This is a genomic window from Candidatus Pantoea edessiphila (assembly GCF_002933335.1).
Lineage (GTDB): Bacteria > Pseudomonadota > Gammaproteobacteria > Enterobacterales > Enterobacteriaceae > Pantoea_C.
Map to the genome: position 1 here is coordinate 312,810 of NZ_PDKS01000001.1, position 19,729 is coordinate 332,538.

A 19,729-nucleotide genomic window follows, 5' to 3' on the forward strand; every position below is an offset into this window, starting at 1 on the left:
TTAACCTCCTGTCACTGGTGGGAAAAAAGCTACTTCGTCACCTGAATTAAGAGGATGATTTAAGGAAACTAATGTATGGTTTACTGCTACTAATAATGTATTAGAATTAAGTGCAATTTTCCAAAAAACACCTTTTTGAGATAATGCTAAAATCAAAGAACTAATATTCTCATGTTTTTCTAATATATTTATTGATTTAACTCCTATTAGCTCACGAATTCGAGCAAAAAAAAACACTTTAATCATAAATTAAATCCACTCAATCATGTTTTTGTAATTTGCTGAAATAAATTTCAACAAATTACAAACAATTAATTTTTAAATATTATGGCAAATTTTTTAATAAAAATTGACATTAATATTAGATATATTTTAGATAAACATCATCAATGAATAATAATATAATATCATATAATTAATTAAATTTTAAACTTAAGTATGCTATATTATATCTCATTATGTTTATGATGATATTTAGAAATACTAATCAAAACTGAAAAATATTTATTTACTTTTCTGTCATATAAAATCAGATATTTTATAATTGAAATTTATCTCAAAATTCAAAGATAAATATTGTTTTTAAATGAAATACTTTATAACATCTGTTATTTGTAATAACAACAAATAATATGCATATATTTTAACATATATTAAATATTAATCTAATTAAAATAATTATAATTATTATCTAATAATATACTATATTTCTGGAAGTATTAAACAATCATTATAATCTATAGCGTATTCGTTTAATGATTCAAGATAAGGTATTATCCCTAAACATGGTTTTGGTAACATTTTCATTAGAATGCTAATATAATCATCATAGTATTGATCAGCAGGAATGATGGTATTAGCAATCCATCCTGCAAGTTTTAATTTTCGATATTTTATTGCTTCAACAGTAAGAATAGCATGGTTAATACAACCTAGTTTAATTCCAACTACTAATACTACTGGAATTTGTTCTATAGATACCCAATCTGCATATGTGTGATTATTAGAAATAGGTGTGTACCAACCACCTGCACCTTCTATAAATATCCAATTAGCTAATTTTTTTAATTCTGACAATCCATTAGATAAAGTAGAAAACAATATTGGATTGTTTTCTCTAATACTAACTATATGCGGTGAAGTAAGTTCAAGAAAAGGTAATGGATTTATTTGAGAATAATTTAATGATACGCTACTATGTTTTTGTAAGATTAGCGCATCATTGTTACGAATTCCTTCTGAAGTAATCTTACAACCACAAGCAATTGGTTTATATCCTGCAGTACAATATCCAAAGTTGTTAGCTAGCTGAATTAATAAACTACTTGATATAGTCTTTCCAACTTCAGTATCAGTACCAGTAATAAATAAACATCTCATAAATCAGTTACTCCATAAATTAAATTATAACTAAGCCGAAAACCGTATTTATCACGTGGCCAATATTTTCCTAATTTATCCAAATTATTACGAGTTAATACAATAATATTTCGACCTTTGTGTACATGTGTAGCTCCTATACCTTTTAATGAACGCATAGCACTAAGTACGGTAGGGAAATGCATAATCACAACTTGCGAATGACATATTATATTTTGCATATGACAAATTTTAAATATTTCTTTTCTGCTAAGAAATTGGTTAACATGATTATATTGATCTAAATAGGACCAAGCAATATTTAGTTCTTTTAAAGAACCATCGCTAATTGTAGAAAACAACATATATCCACTTGGCTTCAATGCTTGATTAAATCTATTTAATACTGTACTTAAATCACTACTCCATTGTACAGCTAGATTACTCCACACTATATCTAAAGTACCATTTGCTATTGGTAGGTAATCAATATCACCTGATACGTAATAATTTGCACTGTTTTTTATTTTTGCTTGTTTCAACATTTCAAGAGATAGATCTAATGCTATTACATATTTCCCTCTATTACGCCAAATGCGGCTATACCAACCAGTTCCACATCCTGCATCAAGTACTATTCGACCAGAGCAAGCAGGCGCTAACTCTAATAATGCATCTCCACTAAATCTTTGTAGTGATGCATAATTATCATAATTAATTGCTGCTCGATCAAAAGCTTTTGCTATTGCTTGTTTATTAACGAGCAGCATGATTTAAAGCCTCCAATAAAATATCTATATCTTCAAACTTATGCACAGCAGATAAAGTAATACGTATACGTGTAGTACCAGTTAATACAGTTGGAGGTTTTATTACGTTTACCCAACATCCGGCTTTCGCTAATTTCATGGATATGACTTTGGCATTGCAAATATCTCCTATAATCAATGGTTGAATAGCGCTATTTGATGATATTATTTTCCAGGGCGTAGACTTTATGCCCATTTGAAAATACTTTATATTTTCATTAAGACGATAACGTAGATATTTACTTTTTTTAACCAAATTCAAAGCTGTTTGTAAAGCAAATGCTTGAGCAGGAGGCATGCAAGTTGAATAAATCAAATGTTTTGAAAATTGTAAAAAATAATCAGCAGTATCTTTTTCACATAATAAAGCACCTCCGCTGATACCAAATGCTTTACTAAACGATATTGTTAATAATTCAGGTTTAACACCTTCAGACCAACAACTACCACGTCCTTCATCCCCAATAATTCCAATGCCATGAGAATCATCTACTAGCAACCAACTTTTGCTTTCTTGAGCAGTTTTATAAATAATTTTCAATGGTGCTTTATCGCCATCCATGCTAAAAATTCCTTCAGTTAATACTAGTTTTTCACCAGCACAAGAAATATTTAAATAAAACATTAAACTTTCCATTATATTATGATTAAAACGATATAACTTAGCAGGGCTATGCGTTACTGCATCAACTAATGAAGCATGAATTAATTTATCAGCTATGATATGATCGTTTTTTTTAGCTAGTAAATTAATTACAGCTTGATTAGCATTAAAACCAGAAATAAATAATAAAGCACGTGAATAACCTAGCCAATCAGCTATTTGCATTTCCAAATCTGCATGATATTTACTAAAACCAGTGATATGACCAGAAGCAGAGGCACCTACACCTGCTAAAGACATGCCTTGATTCCAACTTTTGATTATTAAAGGATGGCGATTAAGTCCAAGGTAATCGTTACTAGAAAAATTAATATAAATTTTTTTTCCTACTCTAAGTAAACGAGTATTATTCTCATCTATAATATATCGTTCACGCCATTTGTCAGTAAACATTTGTATAGATAAATATTTATGAATTCTTTGTTCCCAGCTCATTACAATCCCGCATCATAAAATTGTTTTTTAGTAGATAATGTTAAATTATTATTTTGTTCAAATGTATTATGCTCTGTTTTAAGACCTAATTTGCGAAATAAAACAATATCCTTATCTTCTTTATTATTAGATGTTGTAAGTAATTTACAACCATAAAAAATTGAATTAGCTCCTGCCAAAAAACACATAGCTTGAGTTTGCTCATTCATCTGATCACGACCAGCAGATAGTCTAATATGTGATTTTGGTAGAATAATTCTAGTTATAGCAATAGTTTTAATGAACTCAAATGGGTCAATTTTGTCGTTATTTTCTAGTGGTGTACCTTTTATTTTTACAAGCATATTCATTGGTATACTTTCAGGTGGTTCTGGTAAATTAACTAATTGAACCAATAGATTAGCTCGATCTTGAATTGTTTCTCCTAATCCCAGGATCCCTCCTGAACAAATTTTAATTCCCGCACTACGTATTTTGCTTAGAGTATCTAATCTTTGTTGATATTTTCGTGTAGTTATAATCTTTTTGTAAAATTCTGGTGAAGTATCTAGATTATGATTATAAAAATCAAGTCCAGCTTTAGCTAAATTTTTTGCTTGAGAATTGCTTAAATTACCAAGGGTCATACAAGTTTCTAATCCAATAGCTTTTACCTCTTTTATTATATTTTCTAAATAAGGTATATCGCGATCTTGAGGATTTCTCCAAGCAGCTCCCATACAAAAACGACTAGAACCAGCAGCTTTAGCTTTTCGAGCAGCGATTAATACTTTTTGTATTTGCATCAGACTTTCAGATTTTAATCGAGTTTTATATCTTGAACTTTGTGCGCAATATTTGCAATCTTCCGGGCAATTACCTGTCTTAATAGACAATAATGTGCTGATTTGTATTAAAAGAGGATTGAAGTGTTTGCGGTGTATTAGTTGTGCTTCAAATATTAATTCTATAAATGGCTTATTAAAGAGAGATTCTACTTGTTGTAAATTCCAACGTTGTATCATATTTTTACTCCAACAGTTAACGACTATAATCTATTGATTAATACAGTTATAATAAACTAATTATTTTTTTGTTTTGGTTAAAAACAACGATGTTAATAAAAAACAATTATAATTTTGACCGTCAGCATATTTGGCATCCTTATTCTTCAATCAAAAAACCTTTTCCATGTTACCAAGTAATAAAAGCTAAAGGATGCAAATTAAAATTAAACAACGGTAAAACACTCATAGATGGAATGTCATCTTGGCTATCAGCAATTCATGGTTATAACCATCCACGTCTTAATTTAGCTATAAAAAAGCAAATAAAAAAAATGTCTCATGTAATGTTTGGTGGTCTCACTCATATTTCGGCAATTTCGTTATGTCGTAAACTTATAGAAATTACTCCTTTACCATTAGAATGTATATTTTTATGTGATTCTGGTTCGGTATCTATAGAAGTATCTATGAAAATGGCATTACAGTATTGGTTAGGACGCAAAGAAAATCGTCAAAAATTTTTAGCTCTTCAATATAGTTATCATGGAGACACGTTTGCTGCAATGTCTGTATGTGATCCCAAAAACTCAATGCATAATTTATGGAAAGGATATTTAACCGAAAATTATTTTGCGGAAGCACCAAAATGTGGGTTTTACGAAAATTGGTCAATAAAAGATTTTGATGATTTTGCCTATCTTATAGAAAAACATCATAAAAAATTAGCAGCAGTTATTATTGAACCTATAGTTCAAGGAGCTGGTGGAATGCGCATTTACAATCCTAAATATTTACAATTAGTTCGTGAATACTGTAATCTATACGACGTTTTACTGATTGTTGATGAAATTGCCACAGGTTTTGGAAGGACTGGAAAATTGTTTGCTTTTGAATATTCTGATATTGAGCCTGATATTTTATGTTTAGGAAAAGCGCTCACAGGAGGTACTATGACACTTGCTGCTACCATTACTACACGTGAAATAGCAGATACTATTAGTAATAGTTATGCAAATTGTTTTATGCATGGTCCAACTTTTATGGGTAATCCTATGGCATGTGCTGTTGCTGTAGAAAATTTAAACATATTACAAAATAATGATTGGGTTCATCAGGTTGGAAATATTGAAAAACAACTATTTAAATTTTTATTACCACTTAAAAATTCACAACAAGTATCGGATATTCGCATACTTGGCGCTATCGGTGTTGTTGAAACTAATAGATCAATAGATATTGCAGCGATTCAAAATTTTTTTGTGAGACAAGGTGTTTGGATTCGTCCTTTTGGTAAATTAATTTATTTAGTGCCACCATATATTATTAAAGAACATGAATTAAAAAAACTGATAGAATCTATTTTTTTAGCAATTGAATATCCTTTAAATTTTCTTTAGGTTCAATTATTAACAATAATGATCGTTTTAAATCATTGTAATAACCAACTGTTATGTTACTTTTATAATACAATGAACTAATGATAAACCTGAATCAAGTAAAATTGTATTACAGCATTGATATGATTCTTATATAAAATAATTAAGGGATAATTATATGAAAATAATTAAACTAGTTCTACTCAGGCATGGAGAAAGTTTATGGAACCAGGAGAATCGTTTTACTGGATGGACAGATATAGATTTATCTAATAAAGGTCATATCGAAGCTAAAGATGCAGCAAATATTTTAAAAAAAGAAGGGTTCGTATTTGATTTTGGATATACATCCATGTTAAAAAGAGCGATCCATACTCTTTGGTATATTCTAGATGAACTTGATCAAACTTGGCTTCCTGTAGAAAAATCTTGGCATCTTAACGAACGTCATTATGGAGCTTTACAAGGATTAAATAAAATAGAAACAATAAAAAAATATGGTCAAGAACAAGTTGAACAATGGAGGCGCAGTTTTTCAATGTTTCCACCAAAAATAACAAAAAGTGACAATAGATTTCCAGGATACGATTTAAAATATGCTTCTTTACAACCTGAGCAATTACCTTTAAGTGAAAGCTTGGAATCAACTTTTAATAGAGTAGTTCCTTATTGGAAAAACAATATTTTACCTTTAGTCAAAAGAGGCAATAAAGTGGTTATTGTTGCTCATGGTAATTCACTAAGAGCACTAATAAAATACTTAGATAATATAAATGATAAAGAAATCATGAAAATCAATATTCCTACAGCCAACCCTATAATATATGAGTTTGCAACAAATTTTAAAATAATTAAAAGATACTATCTAAAATAATTAGATATTACTTAAAGATACTATCTGAAATAATTAGATATTACTTTTAACATTACACTTTATTGTTTTTGCAAAATTTAACATGCGATTCAGTGGCAATAGTGCTGCTTTTCTCAATTCATTATCAACATTAATTTTATATTTAGAACTACCAAATTCAAGACTGTCTGAGATATTTTTAAGATTATTCATTGCCATCCATGGACAATGAGCGCAACTGCGACAGGTTGCACCTTCTCCAGCAGTAGGTGCTTCTAAAAGTTCTTTATCTGGCACAATTTGCTGCATTTTATAAAAAATGGCACGATCGGTAACAACTATTAATTGTTTATGAGGCAATTTTTTTGCTGCATTAATTAATTGAGAAGTTGATCCAACAACATCAGCTAATTCGATTATTGATTGAGGAGATTCTGGATGAACTATAACTGCAGCATTAGGGTATAGATTCTTCAAACGCTTTAATCCACGAGTTTTGAATTCATTATGTACTATACAAGTACCCTGCCAATTGATTATATCAGCATTAGATTTTAGCTTGATATATCCACCTAAATTACGATCTGGAGCCCAAATAATTTTTTGACCTAAATAATTAAGGTGCTCAATTAAATCAACTGCAATACTTGAAGTAACAACCCAATCAGCACGAGCTTTTACTGCTGCTGAAGTATTAGCATAAACTACGACAGTACGATCTGGATGATCATCACAAAATGCACTAAATTCTTTTATAGGGCAACTAATATCTAAAGAACATTGTGCTTCTAAAGTAGGCATCAATACATTTTTTTCTGGGCTAAGAATTTTAGCTGTTTCTCCCATGAATTTTACTCCAGCTACTAACAAGGTTGTAGCAGGATGTATACTCCCAAATCTAGCCATTTCAAGTGAATCAGAAACGCATCCACCTGTAATTTCTGCTAATGCCTGAATTTCAGGATTAGTGTAATAATGTGCTATCATCACAGCGTTTCTTGACTTAAGAAGTTTCTTGATTTTATTAAAATAAAAATCTTTTTCTTCACTACTACGAGTATTTAACGTGGAATGTTTATTCCAAAAAGAATAAGATTTCATCTCAGAACCAAATACAGTATTTCCCATATTTCACTCATTTTATTAATTAATTAAAATAGTTTTGGTAATTAACGAACTAAAGTAATTAAATCTTTAAATATGATGTTTGCTAGAATTAGCTGAGAAAAATATTACACATTTTAAATAAAAACTTCATTAAAATATACAGCAAATATCATTTAATTAAATTAAATTATTGTAATAACATCATACTAAAAAAACAATATATCTATGATTGTATGTCATATATATATTACAATAAAATAGATTTTACTACTTGGCCTATATCAGTTAATTTATATACAATCTTAACTCCAGCATTTTCAAGTAAATCTATTTTTGTATCTGCAGTTCCCTTACCACCCGCAATGATAGCACCAGCATGCCCCATACGTTTACCTTTTGGAGCTGTTACACCAGCTATATATCCTATAACGGGTTTTGTAACATGTTCTTTTATAAAAACAGCTGCTTTTTCTTCAGATACTCCACCAATTTCACCTATCATGACAATTGCTTTTGTTTTTCGATCGTCCTGAAACATTTTTATTATGTCAACAAAATCTGATCCAGTAATAGGATCTCCTCCTATACCGACACAAGTAGATTGACCATATCCAACATTAGTAATCTGTTTAACTGCCTCATAAGTCAATGTACCAGAGCGTGATACTACCCCTACACAACCTGGACGATGAATATCAGCAGGCATTATCCCTATCTTACATTCATGTGGAGTAATAACACCTGGACAATTAGGACCAATCATGCGAACGTTTGATTCATCTAATTTTTTTTTAATGGTTACCATATCTAAAGTTGGTATTCCCTCTGTAATTGTAATGATTAACTTTACATCTGAGTCGATAGCTTCTAAAATACTATCCATACAAAATTGTACGGGGACATATATTACAGTAGCAGTAGCCCCTGTATATTCAATAGCTTCTCGTACTGTGTTAAATACCGGTAAACCTAGGTGTATTGTGCCACCTTTTCCTGGAGTTACCCCCCCAACTAATTTTGTTCCATAATCTAGTGCTTGTTTCGAATGAAATGAACCGTGTTTACCAGTAAAACCCTGACAAATTACTTTAGTGTTTTTATCAATTAAAATAGACATTATTTTTGCTCCGCTGCAGAACTAACAGCACACTTAACTGCTTGTGATAAATCTTTTATGACTATAATTTTTAATCGACTATTAATTAATTTTTTTTGAGCTAATTCAGAATTATTACCTTCTAATCTTATGATAACAGGTAGCTCTATATTTAAAATATTCATTGCATCGATTATACCATTAGCTATTAGATCACAACGCACGATACCACCAAAAATATTAACAAGAATAGACTTGATATTAATATCTGACAGTATTATTTTAAAAGCTTCTATAACACGTTCTTCAGTAACGCTACCACCAACATCAAGAAAATTAGCTGGTTTACCACCATAATATTTAATTATATCCATAGTACCCATAGCTAAACCTGCACCATTCACGATACAACCGATATCTCCTTCAAGTGATATATAATTTAATTCAAATTGAGTTGCATATGCTTCTCGTTGATCTTGTTGGGTAATATCATACAACTTATTTAATTCAGGATGACGAAATAAGGCATTGCTATCAACTGATAATTTGCTATCTAAACAAATTAAATTACCTTGAAGATTTATTATTAAAGGATTAATTTCAATTAACATAAGATCAAGTTCTACAAACATATTAGATAATTTCATGAATATATTAGTAAATTGATTTATTTGTTCTCCTACTAATCCTAATTTAAAACCCAATCCACGACCCTGATAACGCTGTGGTCCAGTAAGGGGATCTATAAATACTTTATAAATTACATTAGGTATTTTTTTGGCAACATTTTCTATTTCAACACCTCCCTGCATAGAAGCTATGAAAACTATACGACAAGTTTCACGATCAATTGTAGCACTTAAATAAAGTTCCCTATCGATATCTGTCTTTTCTTCAACTAAAAATTTATTAACTAGTTGTCCATGTTTATCTGTTTGATCAGTTATAAGACGTTTTGTATGCCATTTTTCAAAAAAAACGCATATTTCTTTGAGATTTTTTAAAATTTTTACAGCTCCAGCTTTGCCACGACCGCCGGCATGTACTTGACATTTAATTACCCATGAATGATCATCTATATTAGAACATGCTTCTTGTATTTCTAGTAAACTAGCACATACATAACCTTTTGGTATGGGTATATTATATTTAGCAAGTAATTTTTTTGATTGATATTCGTGTAAGTTCACAATTTTTTATATCCATCGATGTTATATTATAATAATTATTATTGTATATACAGAAATTAACACTATAAGTTTAGTAGTAAACGTATTGGATCTTCTAATCCTTCTTTTACTTTAACCAAGTAACCAATGGATTCACGACCATCAATTAAACGATGATCATAAGATAAAGCGATATACATCATCGGTAATATGATTGTTTCTCCTTTTAGTGCCATAGGTCTATCTTTAATAACATGTATACCAAGAATTGCACTTTGTGGTGGGTTAATAATGGGTGTAGACATTAATGATCCAAAAACTCCTCCATTAGTAATAGTAAAATTACCACCAGTTAAATCTTCTACTTTCAGTTTTCCATCTCTTCCTTTGGCTGCTAATTCTATGATTTTCTTTTCTATATCAGCCATATTCATTTGATCAGCATTTCTTATAACTGGGGTTACTAATCCTCTTGGTGTTGATATAGCAATATTAATATCAAAATAATTATGATAGATAACATCATCACTATCGATAAAAGCATTAATTTCTGGATATTGTTTTAATGCTTCTATAACAGCTTTAACGTAAAATGACATAAAACCCAAACGAACCCCATGACCTTTTTCAAAAAGATCTCCATATTTTTTGCGAGTATTTATTACAGATTGCATATTAACTTCATTAAATGTTGTTAACATTGCAGTACTATTTTTTGCATCTATTAATCTTTCTGCTATACGTTTTCGCATACGTGTCATTGGAACACGTTTTTCAATACGGTCCAAATTTATATTATTTTGAACTATTGTTTTAGTTTCTGTTTCTAGTTTATTATTTAAATATGTTTTTATATCTTCAATTGTGATTTGTTTATTTCCAATACAAGATTGCATTTGTGAAATATCGATATCATGTTCTGCAATAAATCGACGAATAGATGGGCTAAATATGTCATTTGTTTCTTGTATTAATTTATTATCTTCAACATGTTCTTTTTTATCTTGATTATTCTGTTGATCAATTTTTTGATGATTTTGTTTTTCAATATTGTCATTAGAATTAACTATGGTATTTAAAAAACCTATAACTTGATGTGCTTTTACAATTGAACCTTGATCTTTTACAATATTCTCTAGTATACCTTCAGAAATTGCTGGAATTTCTATTATAACTTTATCAGTTTCAATTTCTACTAACACTTCATCTAGATTTACTTTATCCCCTGGTTTTTTATGCCAAGTTGCTATTGAAGCGTCAACAACTGATTCAGGTAAATCAGGAACAAGAATCTCTAAAACACTCATTATCTTTCCTTTTAATTCAATGCGTTATTAATCAGATCTTGCTGCTGTTTATGATGTGTTGATATATGACCTACAGCTGGTGAAGCAGAAGGTGGACGACTTGTATAACGCAATGTAGCATTATATGGTAATAATTCACTAAAATAATGATTTACAAAACACCATGCACCTTGATTAAGAGGTTCTTCTTGACACCAAATAAAATCTTTTACATGAGAGTACAATGTTAACATCTCTTTTAATTCTTGATATGGAAAAGGATAAAGTTGTTCAATACGCACTATAGCTATATCTTTTTGTTGATTTTTGCTTCGTTGTTCAATTAAATCAAAATATACCTTTCCTGAACACATTAATACACGTTTGATATTTTTTGAATTTAAATTAAACAATTCACCAATTACTAATTGAAAACTGCCGTCAGCCATTTCTTTTAGTGTTGATTTAACTAGAGGGTGCCTTAATAGAGATTTTGGGGACATAACAATTAGGGGTCTGCGTATTTTTCTAATAATTTGACGGCGTAACATATGATACATTTGAGCTGGTGTAGAAGGAACACAAACCTGTATATTATGTTCAGCGCAAAGTTGCAAATAACGTTCAAGACGAGCAGAAGAATGTTCAGGGCCTTGACCTTCATAACCATGGGGCAAGAGCATGACAAGTCCACAAAATCGTCCCCATTTTTGTTCTCCAGAACATATAAACTGATCAATCACTACTTGTGCTCCATTTGCAAAATCGCCAAATTGAGCTTCCCAAATAGTTAAAACTCTTGGTTCTGTAGTAGCATATCCATATTCAAATGCAAGAACAGCTTCTTCTGATAAAACAGAATCCCAAATTTCAAAACTTCCCTTATTACTTGATATACAATTTAAAGGAATATAAGTTGATCCATTAATTTGGTTATGAACAACAGAATGTCGATGAAAAAAAGTACCTCTACTAGAATCTTCTCCTGAAATACGTATTGAAACACCCTGATCAATTAAAGAAGCATAAGCAAGATTTTCTGCTGCACCCCAATCAAATTTTTTCTTACCTTCTGCCATTTCTTTTCGATCATTATAAATTTTAGCTACTCTTTCTTGTAATTTTACTTCTGTGGGGATATAGCTAATAAGAAGGGCCAATTTTTGAAGATGTTTAATATCTACAGAATGCTGGTAATGATCATCGCTATTGATCTTCAAGTATTCTGACCATATTGAACAAAGTAAACCTTTATTACATATTTCTGGTACAACACATTCGCCTTTTTCAAGTTCAGTACGGTAGGATACCATCATATTATTTAAATCGCTTGCAGAGATGATTTTATTGTTTATTAAATAATCTGCATAAATTTTACGTAAAGTAGGATGTTGTTTGATTTTCTGATACATTAATGGTTGAGTAACTGTAGGTTCATCAGATTCATTATGCCCATGACGTCTATAACATACTAAATCTATAAACACATCCTTTTTAAATTGATTTCTATAATCCGTAGCTACTCTGCTAACAAATAATACCGCTTCTAAATCATCAGCATTAACATGAAAAATAGGTGCTGATATCATTTTACCAATATCAGTACAGTACTGTGTTGATCGAGAATCTTTAGGATTAGATGTAGTAAAACCCACTTGATTATTAATTGTAATACGAATAGTCCCACCTACCTCATATCCACGTGTTTGAGACATGTTTAATGTTTCTTGGACTACACCTTGAGCACTTAAAGCAGCATCTCCATGTATTGTAATAGGTAAAATTTTATTGTTATCTTTTTTTGTTAATAACCTATCTTGTCTAGCACGCACTGAACCCATAATCACAGGGCTAATGATTTCGAGATGAGATGGATTAAAAGCTAGGACTAAATGTAATAAACCACCTTCTGTATGTATATCAGAGGAAAATCCCATATGATATTTAACATCTCCAGATCTTAGATATTCTTGGTTTCTTCCAGAAAATTCATTAAATAAATCAACCGGTTTTTTTCCTAGTATATTTATTAATACATTAAGACGACCTCGATGTGCCATACCTAGTACTATTTCTTGGGTTCCTCTTTTCCCCGAATACTGAATTATCTCATGTAACATAGGAATTAAGACATCTGCTCCTTCCAAAGAAAAACGTTTTGCGCCAGGAAATTTTGCACCTAGATATTTTTCTAATCCCTCTGCTGCAACTAGATTTTTCAAAAATATTTTTTTCTCTTCTGCTCTAAATAAATCTACATAATCAGTATATTCAATGCTTTTTTGAATCCAAAGTTTTTCTTCAATACTATCAACATGCATGTATTCTACACCAATAGAACCACAGTATGTATTATTTAAACTACGAATTAAATTGGATAGTTTGATTATTCCTGATGATCCGGCATAATCTACTCGAAAACTTTCTTGTAAATCATTCTCAGTTAATTTATAAAAAGACGGATTAAGTTCATTGGCTAAATCTTTTTTCCACAAACCTAACGGATCTAAAATCGCATATTTATGACTATATAAACGAAAAGCATTAACTAACTGCATCACTTTTAATTGTTTATAATAGCTATTATTAGTAATAACAGAATTATAACGATCTTTATCGTATGATAAACAACGAAAATATTCACGTATATTAGAATGAAACTGTTCTGATTTGGTATCTTTATTGACTAAATTCTGAAATATTATTTCCCATTCTGTATCAATAGAACTAGGATTTTTTAAAAAATCTTCATACAGTTTTTCAAGATAGTAATGATTTACCCCTGCTAACCATGAAGATTCTAACCAAGATTTTACCGCTCTATTCTGCATTACAATCCCTTAAATTTCCACGATACTATAAAGCATTGAGTATATCTTTATTAAGATTATTATTTTGGGAATCCATTTATAATAATTTTAAAGAATAAATCAAATTATACAAAAAATAATACAATTATTTAATAATAATATTAAGAATTTTCTAAGTGCATCGATAAAATTGCATATTAATTGTTATGTTTTAGTAACATTAATTTAATTTCATTGATAGCTCTTGTAGGATTAAGCCCTTTTGGGCAAACACTTACACAATTCATTATATTATGACAACGAAAAACACTAAAGGCATCATATAAATTATCAAGACGACTATTTGTTTCAGTATCTCTACTATCAATTAAAAAACGATATAAAGTTAGCAATCCTGCTGGACCAATAAATTTATCTGGATTCCACCAAAAAGAAGGACATGCAGTAGAACAACAGCCACAAAGAACACATTCATATAATCCATCTAATAATTCACGCTGCGCCGGTGATTGAAGATGTTCATGTTCAGGATTGTTTTCTTCATTATTCAATAGAAAAGGTTTTATTTTTTTGTATTGAGAATAAAAATGATCCATATCTACTACCAAATCACGTATGATTGGTAATCCTGGTAAGGGACGTATAATTATTTTTTGTTTTTTATTGCTTAATTTTGATATTGGAGTAATACAAGCTAATCCATTTTTACCATTCATATTCATACCATCAGAACCACAAACTCCTTCCCGACATGAACGACGGAATGATAATGTTGGATCTTTTTCTTTTAAAGCAATTAAAGCATCTAAAACCATTATATCTCTATTGTCTTTGATATCAAGGAAATAATCTTGCATATAGGGTTTAACATTAATTTCTCTATTATATCGATAAATTGAAAACCAAAGTTTCATAAGTATTTTTGCTCAATTTAATAAGTACGTATCTTTTTAATAAGTACGTATCTTTGGTGGGAAAAAACTACGAAATTTAGGTTCCATATTAACTTTTCGGGTAGTCATACTTTCGGTTTGAGGAAGGTAAATACTATGACATAACCAATTTTTATCATCTCTGTCAGGAAAATCAAAACGATTGTGTGCTCCTCTACTTTCAGTACGGTAATGAGCAGCTATTGCTGTTGCATATGCTGTTTCCATTAAATTATCTAATTCAAAACACTCAATACGTTGGGTGTTAAATTCTTTTGAATGGTCATCTAATCTAACTGATTTCATTTTTTCTCGAATTATCCTTAACTCATCAATACCTTTTTCCATAGATTTTCCCTCTCTGAATACGGAAAAGTTGTTTTGCATGCAGTATTGTAGTTCTTTGCGAATCGTTATCGGATTTTCTCCTGTTTTATTTTTTTCCCAACAATTTAGACGTACCATAGCAGCATTAATATCTTCTTTAGAAGCACTACGTAATTCTCCTTGTTCTTCTATACTATTTGTTAAAAACAAGCCCACTGCTCTACCAAACACTACTAAATCTAATAATGAATTACCTCCTAAGCGATTTGCTCCATGTACAGATACGCAAGAAACTTCGCCAACTGCAAATAATCCAGGAACAATAACATCTTCACCTTTCTTGTTTATTCGTATAACTTGACCAGTTATTTTAGTAGGGATTCCTCCCATCATATAATGACATGTTGGTATTACAGGAATAGGAGTTTTTGTAGGGTCAATATTAGCAAAAGTGCAAGATAATTCAAGAATACCTGGTAACTGTGATTCGAGAATTTTTTTTCCTAAATGGTCTAGTTTTAGTTTTACATGCGGACCAAGAGGTCCATCAAAACCTCGACCTTCTCGAATTTCTATCATAATTGATCTTGCAACTACATCACGACTAGCTAGATCTTTAGCATTGGGTGCATAACGCTCCATAAAGCGCTCACCATGTTTGTTTAATAAATATCCACCTTCTCCTCTACAACCTTCTGTTACTAAAACACCAGAACCTGCTATTCCAGTTGGATGAAATTGCCACATTTCCATGTCTTGCACAGGTAATCCTACACGCAGTGCCATACCAATACCATCTCCAGTATTAATATATGCGTTAGTTGTAGATTGGAATATGCGACCAGCCCCACCAGTTGCTAATACAGTAGCTTTAGCTTCGAAGTAAACAATTTCACCTGTTTCAATTTTAATAGCAATGCATCCAACTATAGCATCATCTACATTTTTTACTAAGTCTAATACATACCATTCTGAAAAAATAGTTGTTTGGTTTTTTAAATTTTGTTGATATAAAGTATGTAATAGGGCATGACCAGTACGATCAGCAGCAGAAGCTGTACGTGCTGCTTGTTCTTCTCCAAAATTTTTCGATTGTCCACCGAAAGGACGTTGGTAAATACGACCATTATCTAGACGCGAAAATGGTAAGCCCATATGTTCTAATTCTAAAATTGTTTCAGGACCATTTTTACACATATATTCAATTGAATTCTGATCCCCTATATAATCAGAACCTTTTACTGTATCATACATATGCCATTCCCAGTTATCTTTATGTATATTACCTAAACTTACGGTTATACCACCTTGTGCTGATACTGTGTGAGATCTTGTAGGAAATACTTTTGATAATAAGGCACAGTTTTTCCCTGATTTGGTAATCTGAAGCGCTGCTCTCATTCCTGCACCTCCTGCACCTATTACGACAGCATCAAATTTTCTAACTGGTAAATTCATTTACCCTCCACAAACAATAATAAATCCGAAAATAGCATATGATAACAATATTATTACAATAATTACCTGTAATATAATACGAATTACCACCCTCTTGACATAATCTGTTAATACCTGCCAAATGCCAATCCATCCGTGCAATAAAACAGACAATAACATTAAAATAGTAAATATTTTCGTTGTAATATATTCGAAAAATATGTGCCAGGTACAGTAATTTAATTTATCTACTCTAATCAAAAAAACAAAAAGATAAATAATATACAAAAATATTACAATAGCCGCTACACGTAATATTAACCAGTCTCGAATACCATTACGGCCTAAAGCCGATGTATCATTTACCATATGAAAACTCCGGCTAATATAGACAGTATTATACTGATAACAAATACTATGTAAGATGATAAAACACCAGATTTTAGTGTTTCAGATAAAAATCGAAAATCCATTAAAACATGACGAATTCCATTAACTATATGATATATAAAAACAGTCAAAATATTCCATACAATAAATTTAAAATAAATATTGTTAAAAAACGACATGACATATTGAAAATTTTCTTGAGAAGAAAGAGATAAATCCAACAACCATAAAAAGATGCCAAATAAAAATAGTATAATTACACCAGAAATACGATGCAGTATAGACGATATAGCTGTAATGGGAAAATGAATCGTCGATAATTTTAAGTTGATAGGTCTTGATTTGTTCATTATTTGCAATAATTTTAATTGAAATCAATTTAATAAATAGTTCATTGGTATAAAAATAATCCTTACAAGTATAAATGGATCATAATGGAGATTACAATTATTCATTGAGAATTTTTTATTATTTTTAAATAAATATTGATAATTATCACCTTTTGAAATAGTTATTATGTGTAATATTTATAATATAATCATGTCAAATGAAAAGATTTGTTTTTATTTATAATATTACAATATTATTATAGTATTGTAATATTATAATATAAATACTAAAATCGCAATTTCTATTTATAGAATATGGGTAGAATACTAGAAATAGTATGGGTAGAATACTAGAAATAGTAGGTGTTATAAATAATCAATTAGTTATAATTGGTTTACTGAGTAAATATTTTATGTATTCTATATTATATCACTTGTCAATTATTAAAATTAAATTTTACGTTTATTTACTTTTACAACATAATTAATATTAATATAAATTAAATGCAATGTTATAAAACAAAACAATATTGGTAATTAATTGTGAATTGATCTAAATTAAAATAATATGTCAAAATAATAAGGAATTTAAATGACTTGTGAAATAATAACACTGACCTTACAAGGTAAAAGTATTAAACTAAAATTATTAAAAGATGCTTCTGGCAAAAATATAATTGATATAAGAACTTTAAGTTCTGAGGGGTTGCTGACATTTGATCCAGGATTTACTTCTACAGCTTCTTGTGAATCCAAAATTACGTTTATTGACGGAGATAAGGGTGTTTTATTACATAGAGGTTTTCCTATTAGTCAATTAGCTACAAAATCTAATTACTTAGAGGTTTGTTATATTCTTCTAAATGGAGAAATACCTACAAAAAAACAGTTTGCACATTTTTGCAAGACAGTTATCCGACATACAATGATTCACGAACAAATAACTAGGTTATTTAATGGATTTCGCAGAGATTCTCATCCAATGGCTGTTATGTGCGGAGTTATTGGTGCATTAGCAGCATTTTATCACGATTCACTTGATGTAAATATAGAAAGGCATCGCGAAATTGCAGCTTTTCGTTTACTATCTAAAATGCCAACAGTAGCGGCAATGTGTTATAAATATTCTATTGGTCAACCGTTTATTTACCCTCGTAATGATCTATCTTATGCTGGTAATTTTTTACATATGATGTTTGCCACCCCTTGTGAAATTTATAAAGTAAATCCTATTTTAGAACGTGCTATGGACCGTATATTAATATTACATGCAGATCATGAACAAAATGCTTCAACTTCTACTGTGCGTACTGCAGGATCTTCGGGAGCTAATCCTTTTGCCTGTATATCAGCAGGCATTGCTTCCCTTTGGGGACCAGCACATGGAGGAGCTAATGAAGCTTGTTTAAATATGTTGGAAGAAATTCATAGTGTCCATTGTATAGAAAAATTTATAAAACGTGCAAAAGATAAAAATGATGTTTTTCGTCTTATGGGTTTCGGTCATCGTGTATATAAAAACTATGATCCTCGTGCAAAAGTGATGCGTGAAACTTGCCACGAAGTACTTGAAGAACTAGGAATGAAAGATGATCTTTTAGAAGTAGCCATGGAATTAGAAAAAATTGCATTAAATGATCCATATTTTATTGAAAGAAAATTATATCCTAATGTAGATTTTTATTCTGGGATTATATTGAAGGCAATGGGAATTCCCTCATCAATGTTTACAGTTATATTTGCTATGTCTCGTACTGTTGGTTGGATTGCACACTGGAAAGAAATGCATGATAATAATATGAAGATTGCTAGGCCTCGTCAATTGTATACTGGATATAATGAACGCGAATTCATTTCTAAATTAATTGATTAGTACTCAAAATTAAACATTCATAATGTTAATTAATACCAAAATATTCAACTAAATATATAATTTTGATTAAACCATATTGGTTTTTATGAAATTTTGGTTTATTTGGATTATTATATAATATTTGAGTTGAGTGATGAAAATAATATAATGTAACTTTTCCTGAATCATCACAATTATTAATTGTTATATAGATTAGTAATTTTCTTAATTATACTTAATATTTTTTAATGTCATTATTTTTTAATGTCATTAATGAATTATAAAATACATTATTGTAATAAAGATAATACTACTTATACTTTAGTTCTAGTATACTTATACTTTAGTTCTAGTATGTGCAAAATGTTATAGTACTAGTATGTGCAAAATGTTAATTCAATATATGAAATAATATTAAAATTTGTTGTTATACAATATAGTTGATTTATAAAATATAATTTATATCTAAAAACAATTAGTTAAAAGTAGGTAACTTTCTAAATTAGAATTTA

General features: G+C 30.0%; 17 protein-coding genes. 3 read left to right on the forward strand and 14 right to left on the reverse strand.

What is annotated here, in order from left to right:
- The 5 genes from moaD to bioB all read right to left on the reverse strand — a co-directional run bounded on the left by moaD (position 1) and on the right by bioB (position 4,271).
- Complete coding sequence (gene moaD / locus CRV11_RS01415; RefSeq protein ID WP_136131548.1) at positions 1 to 246, reverse strand: molybdopterin synthase sulfur carrier subunit; 246 nt, start codon at positions 244 to 246, stop codon at positions 1 to 3.
- Positions 247 to 702: 456 nt separating this feature from the next.
- The gene (gene bioD / locus CRV11_RS01420; RefSeq protein ID WP_136131549.1) at positions 703 to 1,380 is read right to left on the reverse strand and encodes a dethiobiotin synthase; all 678 of its coding nucleotides are present in this window, start codon (positions 1,378 to 1,380) and stop codon (positions 703 to 705) included.
- Positions 1,377 to 2,132 carry a malonyl-ACP O-methyltransferase BioC gene (bioC, locus tag CRV11_RS01425; protein WP_136131550.1) on the reverse strand — a complete coding sequence of 252 codons (756 nt, stop codon included), beginning with the start codon at positions 2,130 to 2,132 and terminating at the stop codon, positions 1,377 to 1,379. Before bioC ends, bioD begins: the two co-directional genes overlap by 4 nt.
- Entirely contained in the window at positions 2,116 to 3,267 is a 1,152-nt protein-coding gene (locus CRV11_RS01430; protein ID WP_136131551.1) for an aminotransferase class I/II-fold pyridoxal phosphate-dependent enzyme, read from the reverse strand. Before CRV11_RS01430 ends, bioC begins: the two co-directional genes overlap by 17 nt.
- Complete coding sequence (bioB, locus tag CRV11_RS01435) at positions 3,267 to 4,271, reverse strand: biotin synthase BioB (RefSeq protein WP_136131552.1); 1,005 nt, start codon at positions 4,269 to 4,271, stop codon at positions 3,267 to 3,269. The genes CRV11_RS01430 and bioB overlap by 1 nt, the downstream gene beginning before the upstream one ends.
- 89 nt (positions 4,272 to 4,360) lie before the next feature.
- Here bioB and bioA point away from each other — a divergent pair, with 89 nt between their 5' ends.
- Positions 4,361 to 5,650, forward strand: a complete 1,290-nt coding sequence (gene bioA, locus CRV11_RS01440) for an adenosylmethionine--8-amino-7-oxononanoate transaminase (RefSeq protein WP_136131553.1) — start codon at positions 4,361 to 4,363, stop codon at positions 5,648 to 5,650.
- 157 nt (positions 5,651 to 5,807) lie between these two features.
- Positions 5,808 to 6,503 (forward strand): 2,3-diphosphoglycerate-dependent phosphoglycerate mutase, encoded by a 696-nt coding sequence (gpmA, locus tag CRV11_RS01445; protein WP_136131554.1) that lies wholly within the window; start codon positions 5,808 to 5,810, stop codon positions 6,501 to 6,503.
- A gap of 33 nt (positions 6,504 to 6,536) precedes the next feature.
- Here gpmA and nadA read toward each other — a convergent pair whose 3' ends face one another.
- The 9 genes from nadA to sdhC all read right to left on the reverse strand — a co-directional run bounded on the left by nadA (position 6,537) and on the right by sdhC (position 17,386).
- Positions 6,537 to 7,583, reverse strand: coding sequence for a quinolinate synthase NadA (gene nadA, locus CRV11_RS01450; RefSeq protein ID WP_136131609.1), 1,047 nt, complete (start codon positions 7,581 to 7,583; stop codon positions 6,537 to 6,539).
- Positions 7,584 to 7,836: 253 nt separating this feature from the next.
- Positions 7,837 to 8,706 carry a succinate--CoA ligase subunit alpha gene (gene sucD / locus CRV11_RS01455; RefSeq protein ID WP_136131555.1) on the reverse strand — a complete coding sequence of 290 codons (870 nt, stop codon included), beginning with the start codon at positions 8,704 to 8,706 and terminating at the stop codon, positions 7,837 to 7,839.
- Positions 8,706 to 9,875, reverse strand: a complete 1,170-nt coding sequence (gene sucC, locus CRV11_RS01460) for an ADP-forming succinate--CoA ligase subunit beta (RefSeq protein ID WP_136131556.1) — start codon at positions 9,873 to 9,875, stop codon at positions 8,706 to 8,708. The genes sucD and sucC overlap by 1 nt, the downstream gene beginning before the upstream one ends.
- 62 nt (positions 9,876 to 9,937) lie before the next feature.
- On the reverse strand, positions 9,938 to 11,161 hold the full coding sequence (odhB, locus tag CRV11_RS01465; RefSeq protein WP_136131557.1) for a 2-oxoglutarate dehydrogenase complex dihydrolipoyllysine-residue succinyltransferase: 1,224 nt from the start codon (positions 11,159 to 11,161) through the stop codon (positions 9,938 to 9,940).
- An 11-nt stretch (positions 11,162 to 11,172) separates the two neighbouring features.
- Complete coding sequence (gene sucA, locus CRV11_RS01470; RefSeq protein WP_136131558.1) at positions 11,173 to 13,971, reverse strand: 2-oxoglutarate dehydrogenase E1 component; 2,799 nt, start codon at positions 13,969 to 13,971, stop codon at positions 11,173 to 11,175.
- 176 nt (positions 13,972 to 14,147) lie between these two features.
- Positions 14,148 to 14,864 (reverse strand): succinate dehydrogenase iron-sulfur subunit, encoded by a 717-nt coding sequence (locus CRV11_RS01475; protein WP_136131559.1) that lies wholly within the window; start codon positions 14,862 to 14,864, stop codon positions 14,148 to 14,150.
- A gap of 36 nt (positions 14,865 to 14,900) precedes the next feature.
- Complete coding sequence (gene sdhA / locus CRV11_RS01480; RefSeq protein ID WP_136131560.1) at positions 14,901 to 16,667, reverse strand: succinate dehydrogenase flavoprotein subunit; 1,767 nt, start codon at positions 16,665 to 16,667, stop codon at positions 14,901 to 14,903.
- Positions 16,668 to 17,015: a succinate dehydrogenase, hydrophobic membrane anchor protein gene (gene sdhD, locus CRV11_RS01485; RefSeq protein ID WP_136131561.1), complete on the reverse strand. Its 348-nt coding sequence runs from the start codon at positions 17,013 to 17,015 to the stop codon at positions 16,668 to 16,670.
- Positions 17,009 to 17,386, reverse strand: a complete 378-nt coding sequence (gene sdhC / locus CRV11_RS01490; protein WP_136131562.1) for a succinate dehydrogenase, cytochrome b556 subunit — start codon at positions 17,384 to 17,386, stop codon at positions 17,009 to 17,011. The genes sdhD and sdhC overlap by 7 nt, the downstream gene beginning before the upstream one ends.
- 571 nt (positions 17,387 to 17,957) lie before the next feature.
- On the opposite strand from sdhC, the gene gltA reads away from it, so the two are divergent.
- The gene (gene gltA / locus CRV11_RS01495; RefSeq protein ID WP_136131563.1) at positions 17,958 to 19,238 is read left to right on the forward strand and encodes a citrate synthase; all 1,281 of its coding nucleotides are present in this window, start codon (positions 17,958 to 17,960) and stop codon (positions 19,236 to 19,238) included.
- The last annotated feature ends 491 nt before the right edge of the window (positions 19,239 to 19,729 follow it).

Coding starts and splice junctions, on each gene's coding strand:
- gltA (WP_136131563.1), top strand. CDS start 17,958: ATGACTTGTGAAATAATAACACTGACCTTACAAGGTAAAAGTATTAAA.
- odhB (WP_136131557.1), bottom strand. CDS start 11,161: ATGAGTGTTTTAGAGATTCTTGTTCCTGATTTACCTGAATCAGTTGTT.
- sdhD (WP_136131561.1), bottom strand. CDS start 17,015: ATGGTAAATGATACATCGGCTTTAGGCCGTAATGGTATTCGAGACTGG.
- nadA (WP_136131609.1), bottom strand. CDS start 7,583: ATGAAATCTTATTCTTTTTGGAATAAACATTCCACGTTAAATACTCGT.
- sucD (WP_136131555.1), bottom strand. CDS start 8,706: ATGTCTATTTTAATTGATAAAAACACTAAAGTAATTTGTCAGGGTTTT.
- sdhC (WP_136131562.1), bottom strand. CDS start 17,386: ATGAACAAATCAAGACCTATCAACTTAAAATTATCGACGATTCATTTT.
- sucA (WP_136131558.1), bottom strand. CDS start 13,971: ATGCAGAATAGAGCGGTAAAATCTTGGTTAGAATCTTCATGGTTAGCA.
- gpmA (WP_136131554.1), top strand. CDS start 5,808: ATGAAAATAATTAAACTAGTTCTACTCAGGCATGGAGAAAGTTTATGG.
- moaD (WP_136131548.1), bottom strand. CDS start 246: ATGATTAAAGTGTTTTTTTTTGCTCGAATTCGTGAGCTAATAGGAGTT.
- bioA (WP_136131553.1), top strand. CDS start 4,361: ATGTTAATAAAAAACAATTATAATTTTGACCGTCAGCATATTTGGCAT.
- sdhA (WP_136131560.1), bottom strand. CDS start 16,667: ATGAATTTACCAGTTAGAAAATTTGATGCTGTCGTAATAGGTGCAGGA.
- CRV11_RS01430 (WP_136131551.1), bottom strand. CDS start 3,267: ATGAGCTGGGAACAAAGAATTCATAAATATTTATCTATACAAATGTTT.
- bioD (WP_136131549.1), bottom strand. CDS start 1,380: ATGAGATGTTTATTTATTACTGGTACTGATACTGAAGTTGGAAAGACT.
- CRV11_RS01475 (WP_136131559.1), bottom strand. CDS start 14,864: ATGAAACTTTGGTTTTCAATTTATCGATATAATAGAGAAATTAATGTT.
- bioB (WP_136131552.1), bottom strand. CDS start 4,271: ATGATACAACGTTGGAATTTACAACAAGTAGAATCTCTCTTTAATAAG.